This window comes from Klebsiella terrigena (assembly GCF_006539725.1).
GTDB lineage: Bacteria > Pseudomonadota > Gammaproteobacteria > Enterobacterales > Enterobacteriaceae > Klebsiella > Klebsiella terrigena.
On the sequence record NZ_BJNO01000023.1, the window covers coordinates 78,692 to 96,132 of the forward strand.

The 17,441-nt window shown below is 55.2% G+C and carries 19 protein-coding genes and 1 other annotated feature; of the genes, 12 read left to right on the forward strand and 7 right to left on the reverse strand.

From position 1 onward, the window contains the following. Positions 1-198: 198 nt before the first annotated feature. The 6 genes from rpsP (at position 199) to RTE01_RS21420 (ending at position 4,203) form a co-directional block, all read left to right on the forward strand. Positions 199-447 carry a 30S ribosomal protein S16 gene (gene rpsP, locus RTE01_RS21395; RefSeq protein ID WP_041146791.1) on the forward strand — a complete coding sequence of 83 codons (249 nt, stop codon included), beginning with the start codon at positions 199-201 and terminating at the stop codon, positions 445-447. Between the two features lie 18 nt (positions 448-465). Next, positions 466-1,014 carry a ribosome maturation factor RimM gene (rimM, locus tag RTE01_RS21400; protein ID WP_041146790.1) on the forward strand — a complete coding sequence of 183 codons (549 nt, stop codon included), beginning with the start codon at positions 466-468 and terminating at the stop codon, positions 1,012-1,014. Between the two features lie 31 nt (positions 1,015-1,045). Then, positions 1,046-1,813 carry a tRNA (guanosine(37)-N1)-methyltransferase TrmD gene (trmD, locus tag RTE01_RS21405; protein ID WP_041146789.1) on the forward strand — a complete coding sequence of 256 codons (768 nt, stop codon included), beginning with the start codon at positions 1,046-1,048 and terminating at the stop codon, positions 1,811-1,813. A gap of 39 nt (positions 1,814-1,852) precedes the next feature. Then, positions 1,853-2,200 (forward strand): 50S ribosomal protein L19, encoded by a 348-nt coding sequence (rplS, locus tag RTE01_RS21410; protein WP_041146788.1) that lies wholly within the window; start codon positions 1,853-1,855, stop codon positions 2,198-2,200. 121 nt (positions 2,201-2,321) lie between these two features. Continuing rightward, positions 2,322-2,774, forward strand: a complete 453-nt coding sequence (locus RTE01_RS21415; RefSeq protein WP_113771161.1) for a DUF2946 domain-containing protein — start codon at positions 2,322-2,324, stop codon at positions 2,772-2,774. A 58-nt stretch (positions 2,775-2,832) separates the two neighbouring features. Continuing rightward, positions 2,833-4,203 (forward strand): PepSY-associated TM helix domain-containing protein, encoded by a 1,371-nt coding sequence (locus RTE01_RS21420; protein ID WP_134527318.1) that lies wholly within the window; start codon positions 2,833-2,835, stop codon positions 4,201-4,203. Between the two features lie 5 nt (positions 4,204-4,208). Here RTE01_RS21420 and RTE01_RS21425 read toward each other — a convergent pair whose 3' ends face one another. The 3 genes from RTE01_RS21425 to RTE01_RS21435 are packed head-to-tail and all read right to left on the reverse strand — an operon-like array spanning position 4,209 to position 6,428. Further along, positions 4,209-4,691, reverse strand: a complete 483-nt coding sequence (locus RTE01_RS21425) for an OmpA family protein (protein ID WP_041146785.1) — start codon at positions 4,689-4,691, stop codon at positions 4,209-4,211. A gap of 11 nt (positions 4,692-4,702) precedes the next feature. Next, complete coding sequence (dgcN, locus tag RTE01_RS21430) at positions 4,703-5,926, reverse strand: diguanylate cyclase DgcN (protein ID WP_135184137.1); 1,224 nt, start codon at positions 5,924-5,926, stop codon at positions 4,703-4,705. Continuing rightward, a complete protein-coding gene (locus RTE01_RS21435) occupies positions 5,919-6,428 on the reverse strand; it encodes a YfiR family protein (protein ID WP_071844964.1) in 510 nt (169 codons plus the stop codon). The genes dgcN and RTE01_RS21435 overlap by 8 nt, the downstream gene beginning before the upstream one ends. A 348-nt stretch (positions 6,429-6,776) precedes the next feature. On the opposite strand from RTE01_RS21435, the gene aroF reads away from it, so the two are divergent. The 3 genes from aroF to RTE01_RS21450 all read left to right on the forward strand — a co-directional run bounded on the left by aroF (position 6,777) and on the right by RTE01_RS21450 (position 9,917). After that, positions 6,777-7,847 carry a 3-deoxy-7-phosphoheptulonate synthase AroF gene (gene aroF / locus RTE01_RS21440; RefSeq protein WP_041146783.1) on the forward strand — a complete coding sequence of 357 codons (1,071 nt, stop codon included), beginning with the start codon at positions 6,777-6,779 and terminating at the stop codon, positions 7,845-7,847. A 9-nt stretch (positions 7,848-7,856) separates the two neighbouring features. Then, a complete protein-coding gene (gene tyrA, locus RTE01_RS21445) occupies positions 7,857-8,978 on the forward strand; it encodes a bifunctional chorismate mutase/prephenate dehydrogenase (protein WP_041146782.1) in 1,122 nt (373 codons plus the stop codon). A 66-nt stretch (positions 8,979-9,044) separates the two neighbouring features. Next, entirely contained in the window at positions 9,045-9,917 is an 873-nt protein-coding gene (locus RTE01_RS21450) for an SMP-30/gluconolactonase/LRE family protein (RefSeq protein WP_134527312.1), read from the forward strand. Here the strand turns inward: RTE01_RS21450 and pheA are convergent. The 4 genes from pheA to bamD all read right to left on the reverse strand — a co-directional run bounded on the left by pheA (position 9,914) and on the right by bamD (position 12,756). Beyond that, positions 9,914-11,074, reverse strand: a complete 1,161-nt coding sequence (pheA, locus tag RTE01_RS21455) for a bifunctional chorismate mutase/prephenate dehydratase (protein WP_041146781.1) — start codon at positions 11,072-11,074, stop codon at positions 9,914-9,916. The two genes, RTE01_RS21450 and pheA, sit on opposite strands and share 4 nt — an antisense overlap. Before the next feature lie 90 nt (positions 11,075-11,164). Continuing rightward, positions 11,165-11,289, reverse strand: a sequence feature (Phe leader region). Continuing rightward, positions 11,241-11,288, reverse strand: a complete 48-nt coding sequence (pheL, locus tag RTE01_RS26270; RefSeq protein WP_121497579.1) for a pheA operon leader peptide PheL — start codon at positions 11,286-11,288, stop codon at positions 11,241-11,243. (Overlaps the previous feature by 48 nt.) Positions 11,290-11,410: 121 nt before the next feature. Beyond that, a complete protein-coding gene (gene raiA / locus RTE01_RS21460) occupies positions 11,411-11,746 on the reverse strand; it encodes a ribosome-associated translation inhibitor RaiA (RefSeq protein WP_041146780.1) in 336 nt (111 codons plus the stop codon). 272 nt (positions 11,747-12,018) lie between these two features. After that, positions 12,019-12,756 (reverse strand): outer membrane protein assembly factor BamD, encoded by a 738-nt coding sequence (gene bamD, locus RTE01_RS21465; RefSeq protein WP_041146779.1) that lies wholly within the window; start codon positions 12,754-12,756, stop codon positions 12,019-12,021. Positions 12,757-12,887: 131 nt separating this feature from the next. Here bamD and rluD point away from each other — a divergent pair, with 131 nt between their 5' ends. The 3 genes from rluD to clpB all read left to right on the forward strand — a co-directional run bounded on the left by rluD (position 12,888) and on the right by clpB (position 17,298). Next, positions 12,888-13,868 (forward strand): 23S rRNA pseudouridine(1911/1915/1917) synthase RluD, encoded by a 981-nt coding sequence (gene rluD / locus RTE01_RS21470; RefSeq protein WP_041146778.1) that lies wholly within the window; start codon positions 12,888-12,890, stop codon positions 13,866-13,868. Then, positions 13,865-14,596, forward strand: a complete 732-nt coding sequence (gene yfiH, locus RTE01_RS21475) for a purine nucleoside phosphorylase YfiH (RefSeq protein ID WP_115192099.1) — start codon at positions 13,865-13,867, stop codon at positions 14,594-14,596. The genes rluD and yfiH overlap by 4 nt, the downstream gene beginning before the upstream one ends. A gap of 128 nt (positions 14,597-14,724) precedes the next feature. After that, positions 14,725-17,298 carry an ATP-dependent chaperone ClpB gene (clpB, locus tag RTE01_RS21480; RefSeq protein ID WP_141335342.1) on the forward strand — a complete coding sequence of 858 codons (2,574 nt, stop codon included), beginning with the start codon at positions 14,725-14,727 and terminating at the stop codon, positions 17,296-17,298. Positions 17,299-17,441: the final 143 nt, after the last annotated feature.

Consider the following 17,441-nt stretch of genomic DNA (forward strand, 5'->3'; position numbering starts at 1 on the left):
CTCACCCCGGTCACGTACTTGTGTACGCTCCCGGGGATTTGCTCACTTGCCGCCTGCCTGCAACTCGAATTATTTAGCGTATTGCAGTTTTGAATTGATTTTTGCACAGAAATCAGTAAAATTTTCGGGCTTTTAATATGACACCCGGGCCCCGTTCCTCGATGGGGCCCGGTTGTTCTATTCACACAAGAGGATGTTATGGTAACTATTCGTTTAGCTCGTCACGGCGCTAAAAAGCGTCCGTTCTACCAGGTTGTTGTCACCGACAGCCGTAATGCACGCAACGGTCGCTTCATCGAGCGCGTTGGTTTCTTCAACCCGATCGCTTCTGCGAAAGAAGAAGAAACTCGTCTGGATCTGGATCGTATCGCTCACTGGGTTGGCCAGGGCGCTACCGTTTCCGATCGCGTAGCTACGCTGATCAAAGCAGCGAACAAAGCAGCTTAATCTGTCACGGTGGTCATGATGAGCAAGCAACACACCGCACAAGCACCTGTTGATCCGATCGTATTGGGCAAAATGGGTTCTTCCTACGGTATCCGTGGTTGGCTCAGAGTGTTTTCCTCCACCGAAGACGCCGAAAGCATTTTTGACTATCAGCCCTGGTTAATCCAGAAGGCGGGTCAGTGGCAGGTTGTTGAGCTGGAAAGCTGGCGCCACCACAATCAGGATATCGTCATCAAGCTGAAGGGCATTGACGATCGCGATACTGCGAATCTGCTGACTAATTGCGAAATTATCGTGGATTCCTCGCAGCTGCCGAAGCTCGGAGAGGGCGACTATTACTGGAAAGACCTAATGGGTTGCCAGGTAGTCACCACTGAAGGCTATGGCCTGGGTAAAGTCATCGATATGATGGAAACCGGGTCAAATGACGTTCTCGTCATCAAGGCAAACCTGAAAGATGCGTTTGGCATCAAGGAGCGGCTGGTTCCGTTCCTCGATGGGCAGGTTATCAAGAAAGTCGATCTCGCTACTCGTACAATCGAAGTAGATTGGGATCCTGGTTTTTAAATTCTCCGGATAAACGGTAAAAGACGGCGCTATGTGGATTGGCATAATTAGCCTGTTTCCTGAAATGTTCCGCGCAATTACCGATTACGGGGTAACTGGCCGGGCAGTAAAAAATGGCCTGCTGAGCATCCAGAGCTGGAGTCCTCGTGACTTCGCGCATGACCGGCACCGTACCGTGGACGATCGTCCTTACGGCGGCGGACCGGGGATGTTGATGATGGTGCAACCCTTGCGGGACGCCATCCATACAGCAAAAGCCGCGGCAGGTGAAGGCGCTAAGGTGATATATCTGTCGCCTCAGGGACGCAAGCTTGATCAAGCGGGCGTCAGCGAACTGGCAACGAATCAGAAGCTGATTTTGGTGTGCGGTCGCTACGAAGGGATAGACGAGCGCGTAATTCAGACCGAAATTGATGAAGAATGGTCAATCGGCGATTACGTACTCAGCGGTGGTGAGTTACCAGCAATGACGCTGATTGATTCCGTTTCCCGGTTCATTCCGGGGGTTCTGGGTCATGAAGCTTCGGCAACGGAAGATTCCTTTGCCGATGGTCTGCTGGACTGCCCACACTATACCCGCCCTGAAGTGTTAGAAGAGATGGAGGTACCGCCAGTGTTGCTGTCGGGAAACCATGCTGAGATACGTCGCTGGCGTTTGAAACAGTCGCTGGGCCGCACCTGGCTTAGAAGACCTGAACTTTTGGAAAACCTGGCTCTGACTGAAGAGCAAGCAAAGTTGCTGGCGCAGTTCAAAGCTGAACACGCACAACAGCAGCATAAACATGATGGGATGGCGTAAGCCCCCGATATCAGTTTACCCAGGATAAGAGATTAAATTATGAGCAACATTATTAAGCAAATTGAACAAGAACAGATGAAGCAGGACGTACCTTCCTTCCGCCCGGGTGATTCCGTGGAAGTGAAAGTATGGGTTGTTGAAGGTTCCAAAAAACGTCTGCAGGCATTCGAGGGCGTGGTTATCGCTATTCGTAACCGCGGTCTGCACTCTGCATTCACTGTTCGTAAAATTTCCAACGGCGAAGGCGTTGAGCGTGTCTTCCAGACTCACTCTCCGGTAGTTGACAGCATTGCTGTTAAACGTCGTGGTGCTGTACGTAAAGCTAAACTGTACTACCTGCGTGAGCGTACCGGTAAGTCTGCTCGTATCAAAGAGCGTCTTAACTAAGATTCGCTTTCGCGACATCCTGATAAAAAGGGCTGGCCTGATAGGCTGGCCCTTTTTTTATCTTTGTTTTAACTATCTTGATGTAAATCATTTACACTATCGCCCTCACGATGGAGGGGCGGTGACCGGCAATATTTATCGACAGTCAGCATATAAACGGCGGGCCGCATGGCTGGCGCTGTTTTCGATCCTGCTGATCGTCGTCGCACCGCTGATCTCTATCTCATTGCAAAAAGATCCGATGGGCGCGATGCCCGGGATGCACCACGCGATGATGATGGCGGATACGCCTCACGCCATGGAAATGCCGCACGGCATGGAGATGTCCCATTCCGCTGCGCAGACGTCTGCGCCTTCACATACTATGCCGGCCGACCACGCCGAGGCCTGCGGCTACTGCGTGCTGCTAGCCCACGTGCCGGGCCTGCTGCTGGCGCTGGCGCTGCTTATTACCTTCATCCTGCGTCGGCTGCGTATCTTTACGGTCCGCCCGGTGCAGAAGCATTGGCACTACTTCCCCTGGCTCTATCCCGACACCCGCGCGCCGCCGCACCAGTCTGCTGTTTCCTCTTGATAAAAAAATAATGTGCGCACTGCGCAACGTTCTCTTTTTGCTTTCGGAAAGGAAAAGTATGACTACCTGTACCTCGCGCGCGGCATGGCTGAACCTGCTGCGACGTCTTCATTTTTATATTGGCCTGTTTATCGGGCCGTTTATCTTCGTGGCTGCGCTAACCGGTACGCTGTATGTGGCCACGCCGCAGCTGGAAAACTGGCTGTATCACGACGCGCTGAGCGCGACACCCGGCGGGGAGAAGCAGCCGCTGAGTGCCCAAATAGCGGCCGCAGAGACGCTAACGCAGGGAAATCTTCGCCTGCAGGCGGTGCGCCCGGCCATGGTCGCCGGCGAGACCACGCGGGTGATGTTCGCCGACCCGCAGCTGGGAGAGTCAGAATCCCGGGCGCTGTTTATCGATCCGGTAACCCTGCAGGTTAAAGGCGATATGACGGTCTATGGCACCAGCGGTATTTTGCCCCTGCGCCAGTGGATTGATTATGCGCACAGGTCCCTGCTGGCAGGAAATATCGGGCGGCTGTATAGCGAGCTGGCGGCATCCTGGATGTGGGTTGCCGCGCTGGGGGGCATTGCGCTATGGGCCATGACCCGGCCACGCCGGCGCATCAATAACCGCCAGCAAAATACGCGCCGGCTGCATGCTTCCCTCGGCTGGGTGCTGCTGGCGGGAATGCTGCTGTTCTCAGCGACCGGCTTAACCTGGTCGCAGTGGGCCGGAGATAATGTCGATAAGATGCGCGCCGCTTTTGGCTGGCTGACGCCGCAGGTCAACGCCCGGCTGCACGCCATGATGCCGATGGCTCATGATGCCCATGCTGAGCATCATATGGGGAATATGGCGATGCCCGAAACGATGCCGCCGCTGAAGGGCGAGCAGTTTGACCAGGTGCTGACGCTCGCACGTAGCGCAGGTCTCGATGCCAGCAAGCTTGAGATTCGCCCTCCCAAAGGGGCGGGGTTCGCCTGGACGGTGAACGAAATAGACCGAAGCTGGCCGACCCGGGTGGATGCGGTAGCGATTGACGGTGAGCGGATGCAGGTTGTTGACCGTACGCGCTTTGCCGATTTCCCGCTGATGGCGAAACTCACCCGCTGGGGCGTCGATTTCCACATGGGGATCCTCTTTGGCCTGGCGAATCAGCTGCTGCTGATCGCCTTTGGCGCGGCGCTGTGCGTGATGATAGTCGTGGGGTATCGCTTATGGTGGATCCGCCGTCCGCCGAAGGCGGCGTTTAATCCGGCCGGGACGCTGGTGCAGGCCTGGCTTAATCTGGCATGGCCCGCCCGTACGCTCACGCTGGTGATGGCCGTCCTGCTGGGGCTGGCGCTGCCGCTGATGGGTGCCAGCCTGCTGCTGTGTGTTGCCGTGGACTATCTGCGCTGGCGTGCGGCCAGCGCCGTGACGCTCGCCAGTTCAGTAGACTAAGGGGGTTAAGGCGTGCTGATAACCACCGTCACCCGGCGGTTTTCGGCACGACCTTTGGCCGTATCGTTACTGGCAATCGGATATTTTTTACCTAACCCGCGGGTCGTTAAATTGCTGCGCGGGATGCTGGCACCTTCCGCCCAGGCGTCAGCGACGCTGTTTGCGCGTTTCAGCGACAGCATCTCGTTGTAGCCATCTTCGCCATAGTTATCCGTATGACCATCTAAACGACTGTGCGTAATCCCGGTTGAGGCAAGGCGAGAAGCCATGCTGTGAATTTGCTGCTGGCTCTCGGGACGCAGGCGGTAGTCATTTTTATCAAACAGAATGGTGTCAGAGAGGCCCAGGGACCAGTCGCCGTTACTTTCCGTAAAGCCGTAGGACTTCATCGCCGCAACCTGCTGCTGAGAGAATTTTCCTTGCGGAGCCTGGCAGCCGGTGAGAAAAACCGCGGCCAGCAGAGCGGGAGCAAAATATTTCCTGAGCATGATGATTCCTTTTATTTTTGTACCTGCTGTAAACGCTGATGTTTCATCCGATACATATTTTGATCGGCAAACTCTTGCAGATTTTCGGCAGAAGTATGCTCCCACGCCAGCGCGTAACCAATGCTGAGCGACAGGGTAGCGGTGTGGCCGTTGTGCAGATTAAACGGCTGGAGAAACTGTGCCGAGAGTAAGGCGCACTGCGCCTGGACTTCAGCCTCGGTGTGGACATTGCGCAGCAGAATGGCAAATTCGTCACCGCCTAGCCGCCACGCCTGATGGTCGGTACCGGCAAACGCCATCAGCCGGCTGGCCACTTCGATTAAGACCTTATCGCCCGTCGCGTGCCCCCAGTTATCGTTGATGAGCTTGAAGTTGTCGCCATCAAGGAATAAGAGCGCGGAGCTGCGGTGGGTGACGTCGTCATTCATCAGTTTGCTGATGACGTTACGAAACGCCGCGCGGTTGGCAAGCCCGGTCAGCGGATCGTGCAGAGAGCTGCGCAGAAGCTGGGCGTTTTTGGCCTGCAGCTGCCGCTGCCAGTCCTCCATCTCGCCGAGCAGGCTATTAAAGTCCTGGGCGAAAAGATGAAACTCTTCAATGTGCTCTTCGGGAACGCGACGAGAGAAGTGGCGGTTTTCGCGGATATCGTGCACCACTTCGGTAATGCTCTGCAGAGCGGTAACGATGCCGCGGTGCAGGGAGTGGGTCAGCAGCAGGGCGATAAAGGACGCCAGCAGGATGCTACCGGTCAGCACGATAATGGAAATACCGAGGAAGTGGCTTATCAGCCGATCCAGCGCCGTCAGGCGAAGCTCGCCGATCATTTTCCCTTCATGCCAGATGGGCTGCACGGTGGGCTGTGGGAAAAGCCATTTGCTGATAAGGCCGCTGAGTTTTTCTTCACTCACCAGATCGTGGTTATGCCAGAGGGCAAAATGCTTTTTCTGGCTATCAAGCACCAGCGCTTTGGAAAACTGTCCCTGCTTCCCCAGCGTCGCCAGCGTATCTTCTGCCGCCGCGCTGTCGCCAAACACCAGCGCCGCTTCAAGGCTGCGGCTCATTGTGGCGGCAGTGAGCTCGAGATTCTTCTGCGCGTATTGTTTCAGCGTAAATACGGAGGCGGTGCTGAGCAGCAGCCAGACCAGAGTCATCGATATGATTACGCTTATCATGCTGATACGGCGTAGCGCTCTTTTGAAGGTGGGGCGCGGGCCCTTAGGATAATCCTTATTCATGTGCGTTTTTCCGGGCAAGCATCAGTACATCTGGATTGACCCGCACACCGCTGTGCGTCAGGACATCAAGATTAACGGAGAATTTGACCCTGTCGTCATTGATGATCAGGCAAAAAGCACTGCCAATAGCGCATTCGGTATTCTGTTCCGCGATAAGTAATAGGGGCCTTGGCCGGTATTTAGAGGTGAATTCGGACTGCTGTGACGGCGATTCGCTACCAAAATAAAAACCATCACAAACCGTATTCAACGCTTCCTCTGTGCTGTGAACAACGACCGGCTGGTAGGGCAAAGCCTCAGGCGATTGCTGGGTCAGACTTTGGGTGTAGCGTGACGTAGAGAAAATACACAACCTGGGCGGGGCGGAGAGTTCTGGCCAGCGGGTGTACGTCACGATCCCTGAAACAATGGCTCGCACATTTGCAGACGGCCCGGCGGCAAAAGCGGGATAGCTCACGATGAATAACAAAGACATCAAAAAAAGACGGTGAAATTGTTTCATTAACGGATCCGTCTGGTTCGTCATGGTACGTGAATTGCAGCGCGCTGTTGCCCGGCCGAAGAATAGCATTGTTGGTGAAAATCGTCATTAGCCACGGTCTTTGCAATGGGTTAATTTTGGCCAGGATTTTTCGTAAAGAAAAGGTGGCCCGACGGATAATTATTTGGCGGCTGCTGCGGGTGGTGTTAATTTAAGTTTACGTTTAATGGCGGATAAAGGGCCATTTATTTTGCTGGTGTAAAGTAAAATTTACGGAATATGGATTGAAATCTTTACTTTGTGTGGTATCGTTACGTTCTCCTCAGTGAGGAAAACATTATCGCAAACGAGCTACCCAGGATCGCAATCATGCAAAAAGACGCGCTGAATAACGTACATATTACCGACGAACAGGTTTTACTGACCCCGGACCAGCTGAAAGCTGAGTTTCCACTGAATATCGAGCAGGAAGCGCAGATCGCGCAGTCTCGCCGGACCATTTCTGAGATCATTGCCGGCCGCGATCCGCGCCTGCTGGTGGTCTGCGGTCCTTGCTCAATTCACGATCCGGAAGCGGCAATTGAGTACGCTCATCGTTTTAAAGCACTTGCCGAAGAGGTCAGCGATAGCCTCTACCTGGTCATGCGCGTCTATTTTGAAAAACCCCGCACCACCGTCGGTTGGAAAGGGCTGATTAACGATCCGCACATGGATGGCTCGTTTGATGTTGAAGGGGGTCTGAAGATTGCGCGTCGGCTGCTGGTCGAGCTGGTCAATATGGGGCTGCCGCTGGCCACTGAAGCGCTGGATCCTAACAGCCCGCAGTACCTCGGCGATCTGTTCAGCTGGTCGGCTATCGGCGCACGTACCACTGAATCCCAGACGCACCGCGAAATGGCATCCGGCCTGTCAATGCCGGTCGGCTTTAAAAACGGTACCGACGGTAGCCTGGCGACGGCGATCAACGCCATGCGCGCCGCAGCGATGCCGCACCGCTTTGTCGGGATTAACCAGGCCGGCCAGGTCTGCCTGCTGCAAACCCAGGGCAACCCGGATGGTCACGTCATTCTGCGCGGCGGTAAAGCGCCAAACTACGGCCCGCAGGACGTCGAGCAGTGCGAAAAAGAGATGACCCAGGCGGGACTGAAGCCGTCGCTGATGGTAGATTGCAGTCATGGTAATTCCAATAAAGACTACCGCCGTCAGCCAGCGGTGGCAGAATCCGTCGTCGCGCAGATCAAGGATGGCAATCGTTCCATTATTGGCCTGATGATTGAGAGTAATATCCACGAAGGCAACCAGTCCTCTGAGCAGCCGCGTTGTGATATGAAATACGGCGTATCCGTCACCGATGCTTGCATCAGCTGGGAAACCACCGATGCGTTGCTCCGCGAACTTGATAAGGATCTGCGCGGCCATCTGGCGGCTCGTCTGGCGTAAGAGGATAGTATGGTTGCTGAACTGACCGCGTTGCGCGATCAAATTGATGAAGTTGATAAGGCGCTGCTGAGCCTGCTGGCTAAACGCCTCGAGCTGGTGGCAGAAGTGGGCGAGGTCAAGAGCAAATACGGCCTGCCCATTTACGTCCCGGAGCGGGAGGCGGCGATGCTGGCCTCCCGCCGCGAAGAGGCGGCCGCGCTCGGCGTGCCGCCGGATCTGATTGAAGACGTGCTGCGCCGCGTGATGCGCGAGTCCTATTCCAGCGAAAACGACAAAGGCTTTAAAACCCTCTGTCCGAACCTGCGGCCGGTGGTGATTGTCGGCGGCGGCGGGCAGATGGGGCGCCTGTTCGAGAAAATGCTGACGCTTTCAGGCTACCGGGTACGTATTCTGGAGAAAGAAGACTGGCCGCGGGCGACGGAGATTGTTGCCGACGCCGGGATGGTGATCGTCAGCGTCCCCATTCATACCACGGCTGAAACGATTGCCCGCCTGCCTTCGCTGCCGGCGGACTGCATTTTGGTTGACCTGGCATCAATTAAAGCGGAGCCGCTGCAGGCGATGCTGGCGGCGCATAATGGCCCGGTGCTGGGCTTACATCCGATGTTCGGTCCGGACAGCGGCAGCCTCGCCAAGCAGGTTGTGGTCTACTGCGACGGCCGCCAGCCGGAAGCCTATCAGTGGTTCCTTGAGCAAATTCAGGTTTGGGGCGCCCGTCTGCATCGCATCAGCGCCGTTGAGCACGATCAGAATATGGCGTTTATTCAGGCTCTGCGCCACTTTGCGACCTTTGCCTATGGCCTGCACCTGGCGGAGGAGAACGTTCGCCTGGAGCAGCTGCTGGCGCTGTCGTCACCGATTTACCGCCTTGAGCTGGCGATGGTGGGCCGGCTCTTCGCCCAGGATCCGCAGCTCTACGCCGACATTATTATGTCGTCGGAGAGTAACCTGGCATTGATTAAGCGCTACTACCAGCGTTTTGGCGAGGCGATTGGCCTGCTGGAGCAGGGAGATAAGCAGGCGTTTATCGACAGCTTCCGCAAAGTTGAGCACTGGTTTGGCGATTATGCCCAGCGCTTCCAGAGCGAAAGCCGCACGCTGCTGCGCCAGGCGAATGATAATCGGCAGTAGCTGAAAACCATATATAATCAAAGCCAGAGGGGCAACCCGCTGGCTTTTTTTATAGGGATGAAAACGATGGCTGAACCACAACCGCTGTTTGATTACGCCGGACACCTGCCGGAATGCCCGACCTGGAATGAGGCTGAGCAAGCTCTATACTGGGCCGATATTATGGCGGGCGAAATTCACCGTTACGAGATGCACAGCGGTGAGCATCAGGTCCTGCAGTTTCCTGAAGAGGTCGGCTGCTTTGCGCTGCGCGAGAAGGGCGGCTTTATCGTGGCGCTGCGTAGCGCTATCTGGTTAACCGACGCGCGCGGCCTGCTGCGTCGAAAAATCTGCGACAACCCAAGCAACCCGCAGCTGGCCCGTTTTAACGACGGCGGGACCGATCGCGACGGGCGCTTTTATGCCGGCACCTTCTGGGCGCCGGGAGATTATAACGGCGCGCTTCTGGTGCGTATTGACAGCGATCTTACCCCGCGGGTCATTCAGTGCGATATCCGGGGCGCTAACGGCCTTGCCTTTAGCGAGGACCGGCGCTGGATGTATACCTCCGATACGCCGAATGCCGTTATCTACCGTACGCCGCTGGATGAGCAGGGCGAGCCGGGCAGGCGCGAGGTTTTCCGGCGCTTTCAGCCGGGGGAAGGTATTCCTGACGGCGCGGCTATCGATGTCGAAGGGTGCTACTGGAGCGCGATGTTTGACGGCTGGCGTATAGCCCGCTTCTCGCCGACCGGCGAACAGCTGGAAGAGTATCGTCTGCCGGTACGCTGCCCGACAATGGTCTGTTTTGGCGGGGCGGATATGCGTACGCTGTTTATCACCACCACCCGGGAAAACATGGCTGCGGATGAAGTGGCGAAATATCCGCTCTCCGGCGCGATCTTCACCCTGCCGGTTGTGGTGGCAGGGATGAAGAAGCGGGCGTTCATCGAGCGTTAGATCGGCTCGACGGGCACCACGTTTTCGCCAGGATAGCAGCCCAGTACCTTCATTGAGCGGGTGATCTCCGCCAGCTCTTTGAGCGCTTTGCGCATGGGGATGGATTCCAGGTTGGCCTGGATATCCAGATAAAACATCTCTTCCCACGGGTTGCCGTAGATTGGGCGCGACTCCAGCTTGGTCATGATCAGGTTGTGGTTGCGCAGTACCAGCAGCGCTTCTACCAGCGCACCCGCCTGCTGGCCGGTCGCTATGAGCAGGGTGGTTTTTGCCGGAACCTGATCGGAGACGTTCACCGCCTTGCGCGCCAGTATCAGGAAGCGGGTGATATTTTGCGTCTGGTTGGCCTCGCAGTGTTCAAGTACCTGCAGCCCGTACAGCGCACCGCCGGCTTCGCTGCCCAGCGCCGCGATGGTTGGCGATTTGGCCTGCGCGACTTTCTCCATTGCCGCCGAGGTACTTTCGGTATATTCGATTTTCCAGTGCGGATAGCGGCTTAGGTACTGGCTACACTGCTGGAACGGCTGCGGATGGCTGTAGACGGTGTTAATTTGCTGCGGATCGGTAGAGGCGGCAACCAGGACGCAGTGATCGATAGGGATCGTCAGTTCGCCAACGATCGACAGGGTGGTGTGCTGCAGCAGATCGTAGACGTCGTTGATCCCGCCAGAGCTGGTGTTTTCGATTGGCACTACCGCGTAGTCAGCCTGGCCGGTTTCAACCTGGTCGAAGATATCCGCAAACCTGGCGCAGCCGCTTTCGATAAACTGTTCAAAATGACGGGCCGCGTATTGCCGGGCGGCAAGGTGCGAGTATGACCCTTTTGGTCCCAGAAAAGCGACGCGCGCTGAATGTGGGTTGATCTTATTCAGGTGCTGTTGCAGCAGGGTTTGCTGGGTGAGAACGGAATCCTCGATGATCAGCTGGAACAGGCGGGTGATGTAGTGTGCATCCAGATGGTGGGCTTTGCCCAGCGTCATCAGGCGCTCCAGCAGGTCACGCTCGCGGTCGATATCGCGTACCGGGCGATGCGACGCCAGCTTGGCCTTGCCGACTTCGACAGCCAGCCCGCGGCGCTCTGCAAGCAGCGCGAGCAGCTTCTCATCCAGGGCGCTTATCTTATCGCGCAGGGCCAGTAATGGATTTTCCTCGGTCATATGTGTTGCCTTTCTTGTTATTGGTTTAGATACCCTAAATCGTTCGAGCTACCGATAGCGCGCGTGCAGCCTGAAAAATAGCGGGCATAAATAAAAAAGGCCTCCCTGGTGGGAGGCCTTGTAGTTCGTCTTCGCATTCTTTATCACACGACGAATTGCCTCCCGGTTAGGGGAAGGTAAAAAAGAATGCGAAGAAGAACGGCAGTAATTTCAAGATAAATTCCTTTAATCGGCTGGGATTACAGTACCCGGACTGTTTTCATCCTGTCAATAAAAAACGCGCCCGAAGGCGCGTGGCGTTACACAATATTAAGTTAAGGACAGTAAAGTTCAGGATTACTCTTCTTCTTCCACAAAGCCTGCCTCTTTCACCGATGTTGCGGCGCGGCGGGCTTCCCCTTTGTGTTGCACTTTGTTCAGCTGCCGTTCCAGCTTGTTGATTAATTCGTTGATCGCGACGTACATATCTTCACTTCGCGCGCTGGCAACCAGGTGACCGTTTGGCGTATTGATGGTTGCGTCAGCGACAAAACCCTGAGGCTCCTTGGAGAGAATGATGTGCGGGTTGATTAAGTGGGTTTGCCATTTATCCAATTTGGCGAGACGGTCTGCGACATGCTGGCGAATAGCCGGAGTAATTTCCATTTGTTTACTGGTAATGTTCATTGTCATAAATTTTACCTCTTGTCTTTCCCGTCTTGGTGAACTCAGCATACCTCGCCCAATGTCAAAATGCGTGATCTAAATCACATTTTAATGTCACTTTTTGTCAACGAATGCAATTTGTGAGGCAGGACAGGAACGGGGGATATTTTACTTGTCGAACGAGGGAAAGAGCGTCATATTTGATAGGATGACTTGACGCTAAAACGCTTCAGCGTATAGCTCATATGAATAAAAAAACGGCAGCCCTGGGGCTGCCGTTTTGCTTACCTCAAAAGCGATCAGGTGTTTTTGCCGTTAGCCGCGATAATTTTGGCCACCTTATCTGCCTGTGCGTTCATTTGCATCTGGCGATAGGCGTTTTCCATTTTCGGCAATGCGTCACGGGTAGCCTGCGCATCCGGATAGCTACGCAGCATGCCGTCAACGCGGTTTACGACGGCAACCCACGCGCCGCGGTCGGTATAGTAATCAACGACCGACAGTTCGTACTTCGCCAGACGATCCTTCAGGAACACCATACGTTTGTAGGCATCGGTCGAATACTGGCTGTTCGGATAGCCGCGCACCAGTTTCGAGAAGTCATTGAAGGCGTCGCGTGCGTGCTGCGGGTCGCGATCGGAGCGATCGACACCGAAGAATCCTTGCAGCGCGCTATCATCCAGAGCCATATTTGTCAGACCACGCATATAAATGACGTAATCAATGTTAGGATGGGTAGGGTTCAGACGAACAAAGCGGTCGATGGCCGCCTGAGCTAACGGCAGATCGGCATTTTTGTAGTACGCATAAATCAGGTCCAGCTGTACCTGTTGGGAATAAGGGCCGAACGGATAGCGATTATCCAACGCTTCCAGTTGCGTTATTGCCTGTTTCCAGTTACCGTCCTGCAGTTTTTGCTGGGCAGTCGCGTAGATTTCATTCGGCGGATTATCAGGCACCTCTTCCTTTGAGCCGGAGCAACCCACCAAAGCCAGGCTCAGTGTGGCAGCTGCCACCAGGTATTTCATGCGCGTCATGACGTTTTGACTTCCTCAAAATGTTTATGCGGGAGAATCTCTGTTCCTGCTCCCGATTAAGACCAGCTACAATAGCACACTATATTATACGGCAAAGCCGTAAAACCCAACGTTAAACGAAGAAGCTGTATATGGCACAACGAGTACAACTCACCGCAACGGTGTCCGAAAATCAACTCGGGCAACGCTTAGATCAGGCTTTGGCCGAAATGTTCCCGGATTATTCGCGTTCGCGCATAAAAGAATGGATCCTTGACCAGCGAGTGCTGGTAAACGGCGCTGTCAGCGACAAGCCGAAAGAGAAAGTTTTAGGGGGAGAAAGCGTCTCTATCGATGTTGAAATCGAAGAAGATGTGCGCTTCGAACCGCAGGATATTCCGCTCAATATCGTCTACGAGGATGACGACATCCTCGTGATCAATAAGCCGCGCGGCCTGGTCGTCCATCCGGGGGCGGGCAATCCTGACGGTACTGTGCTGAATGCGCTGCTGCACTACTGTCCGACGATTGCCGATGTTCCGCGTGCGGGCATTGTCCACCGACTGGATAAGGACACCACCGGCCTGATGGTTGTGGCGAAAACCATCCCGGCGCAAACGCGTCTGGTGGAGTCGCTGCAGCTGCGCGAAATCACCCGTGAATATGAAGCGGTAGCGATTGGTCACATGACCTCTGGCGGCACGGTAGAAGAACCGATTAGTCGTCACCCGACGAAGCGTACGCATATGGCGGTGCACCCGATGGGTAAACCGGCGGTAACGCATTACCGCATTATGGAGCATTTCCGCATTCATACGCGCCTGCGTCTGCGTCTGGAAACCGGCCGTACCCACCAGATCCGCGTACACATGGCGCACATCACCCATCCGCTGGTTGGCGATCAGGTCTACGGCGGCCGTCCGCGTCCGCCAAAAGGGGCGTCAGAGGAGTTCATCACCGCACTGCGCCAGTTCGATCGTCAGGCTCTGCACGCTACAATGCTGCGTCTGTATCACCCGATCAGCGGTATTGAGATGGAGTGGCACGCGCCGATCCCTCAGGATATGGTTGAGCTGATTGACGCGATGCGCGCCGATTATGAAGAGCACAAGGACCGTATTGACTGGCTATGACTAAACTGATTGTACCGCAGTGGCCAATGCCGGAAAGCGTGGCGGCCTGTAGCTCCACGCGCGTTGGCGGCGTTAGCCTGCCTCCGTATGGCTCGCTTAATTTGGGCGCCCATTGCGGAGACAATCTGCCCGATGTTGAAGAAAACCGCCGGCGGATGTTTGCTGCAGGCGGGCTCCCCGCGTATCCGGTGTGGCTCGAACAGGTTCACGGGACGGCGGTGCTGAAACTCGACGGCGGGCCGTATGCCTCAAAACGTGCGGATGCGTCATACTGTAATACGCCGGGCACCGTTTGCGCGGTGATGACCGCTGACTGCCTGCCGGTGCTTTTTTGCAACCGTGCGGGTACCGAAGTCGCGGCGGCCCACGCGGGCTGGCGCGGATTATGCGACGGCGTGCTGGAGGAAACGGTCGCCTGCTTCGCCGATAAGCCGGAGAATATTCTGGCGTGGCTCGGCCCGGCTATCGGTCCCGAGGCTTTTGAAGTCGGCGCGGAAGTTCGCGAAGCCTTTATGAGCAAAGATGCGAAGGCCGACAGCGCTTTTCGTCCGGTCGGTGAGAAATACTTTGCCGATATCTATCAGCTGGCTCGCCAGCGCCTGGCCAACGTCGGCGTGGAGCAAATCTTCGGCGGCGATCGCTGTACGCTAAGCGAAAAGGACGATTTTTTCTCTTATCGTCGCGATAAGACGACGGGTCGTATGGCTAGTTTTATCTGGCTGATATAACCTGGTGCATCAAGACGGTCCGGAAGGCAGACTTATTTTTCGCATAGTTCAGGTCTTTAACCTTGAATAATTGAGGGATGACCTCATTTAATCTCCAGTAGCAAATTTGACCTGTTATGGGAGGAGTTATGCGTCTGGACCGTCTTACCAATAAATTCCAGCTTGCTCTTGCCGATGCCCAGTCGCTCGCGCTAGGGCACGACAACCAATTCATCGAACCTCTTCATCTAATGAGCGCCTTGCTAAATCAGGAAGGGGGATCGGTGCGTCCTTTATTAACTTCAGCGGGCATTAACGCCGGCGAGTTAAGCACCAGTATTACTCAGGCGTTGAGCCGTTTACCGCAGGTGGAAGGCACCGGCGGCGACGTGCAGCCGTCGCAGGATCTGGTGCGTATTCTGAACCTTTGCGACAAGCTGGCGCAAAAGCGGAAGGACAACTTTATTTCGTCGGAACTGTTCGTTCTGGCGGCGCTTGAATCACGCGGTACGCTAACCGACCTGTTGAAATCTGCCGGTGCAACAACCGCCAATGTGACTCAGGCGATTGAACAAATGCGTGGAGGTGAAAGCGTGAACGATCAGGGTGCCGAAGACCAACGTCAGGCATTGAAAAAATTTACCGTCGATCTGACCGAGCGTGCTGAACAGGGCAAGCTGGATCCGGTCATTGGTCGTGATGAAGAGATTCGCCGTACTATTCAGGTACTGCAGCGGCGGACTAAAAATAACCCGGTGCTTATCGGTGAACCTGGCGTCGGTAAAACGGCTATTGTCGAAGGGCTGGCGCAGCGTATCGTCAACGGCGAAGTACCGGAAGGGCTAAAAGGCCGGCGGGTACTGGCGCTGGACATGGGCGCGCTGGTGGCGGGCGCTAAGTATCGCGGCGAGTTTGAAGAGCGCCTGAAAGGCGTGCTGAACGATCTCTCGAAGCAGGAAGGCAACGTCATTCTGTTTATCGACGAGCTGCATACCATGGTGGGCGCGGGTAAAGCGGATGGCGCGATGGATGCAGGTAATATGCTGAAGCCCGCGCTGGCGCGCGGTGAACTGCACTGCGTCGGTGCGACTACCCTCGATGAGTATCGGCAATATATTGAAAAAGATGCTGCGCTGGAGCGGCGTTTCCAGAAAGTCTTCGTGGCTGAACCTTCGGTGGAAGACACCATTGCGATTCTGCGTGGCTTAAAAGAGCGCTATGAGCTGCATCATCATGTGCAGATCACCGATCCGGCTATCGTCGCGGCCGCGACCCTGTCGCATCGCTATATTGCCGACCGCCAGCTGCCGGACAAAGCGATTGACCTGATTGATGAAGCCGCTTCCAGTATTCGTATGCAGATTGACTCGAAGCCGGAAGAGCTCGACCGACTCGACAGGCGTATTATTCAGCTCAAGCTGGAGCAGCAGGCGCTGAAGAAAGAAGCCGATGAGGCAAGCCTGAAGCGTCTGGATATGCTGAATGAAGAGCTGGCGGATAAAGAACGTCAGTATTCCGTATTAGAAGAGGAGTGGAAGGCGGAAAAAGCGTCGCTCTCCGGAACGCAGACGATTAAAGCCGAGCTGGAACAGGCAAAAATTGCCATCGAGCAGGCGCGACGCGTTGGCGACCTGGCCCGAATGTCAGAACTGCAGTACGGCAAAATCCCGGAGCTGGAAAAACAGCTGGCAGCAGCCACGCAGTCTGAAGGTAAAACGATGCGTCTGTTGCGTAATAAAGTGACGGATGCGGAAATTGCCGAAGTGCTGGCTCGCTGGACCGGTATTCCGGTCGCGCGAATGCTGGAAGGCGAACGTGAAAAACTGCTGCGTATGGAGCTGGATCTGCATCACCGCGTCATTGGCCAAAATGAAGCGGTGGAGGCGGTATCTAACGCTATTCGCCGTAGCCGTGCCGGCTTGTCCGATCCTAACCGTCCTATCGGCTCGTTCCTGTTCCTTGGGCCGACCGGTGTCGGTAAAACCGAACTGTGTAAAACGCTAGCAAACTTCATGTTCGACAGCGATGACGCGATGGTGCGTATCGATATGTCCGAGTTTATGGAGAAACACTCCGTCTCGCGGCTGGTGGGTGCGCCTCCGGGATACGTCGGTTACGAAGAGGGCGGTTATCTGACGGAAGCCGTGCGCCGTCGTCCTTACTCGGTGATTTTGCTGGATGAGGTCGAAAAAGCGCATCCTGATGTGTTCAACATTCTGCTGCAGGTGCTGGATGATGGGCGCTTGACGGACGGGCAGGGGAGAACGGTCGATTTCCGTAATACGGTCGTCATTATGACCTCTAACCTCGGCTCCGATCTGATTCAGGAGCGGTTTGGTGAGCTGGATTATAGTCATATGAAAGATGTGATTATGGGCGTTGTTAGCCAAAGCTTCCGTCCGGAATTCATCAACCGTATAGATGAGGTTGTGGTGTTCCACCCGCTGGGTGAAAAACACATTGCCTCTATTGCTCAGATTCAGCTGCAGCGTCTGTACAAGCGTCTGGAAGAGCGTGGCTATGAAGTGCGCATGTCCGATGAGGCGCTGAAGCTACTCAGTGCGAATGGTTACGATCCGGTGTACGGTGCGCGGCCGTTAAAACGAGCCATCCAGCAGCAGATCGAAAACCCGCTGGCGCAGCAAATCCTTTCCGGTGAACTTATTCCCGGTAAAGAAGTGCAGCTGGTAGTGAAAGATGAGCGGATAGTGGCAGTGCAGTAAATCACAAAACGACAAAAACGGGCCCGATGGGCTCGTTTTTGTTTAAAAACCAGGCAAGAATTAAAGTCTGAACGTGGTTTTGTGTGAAAAGTAATCGAACGCATCATTTTTTTGAATTTATACTTGTCACCTCAGAATTACCG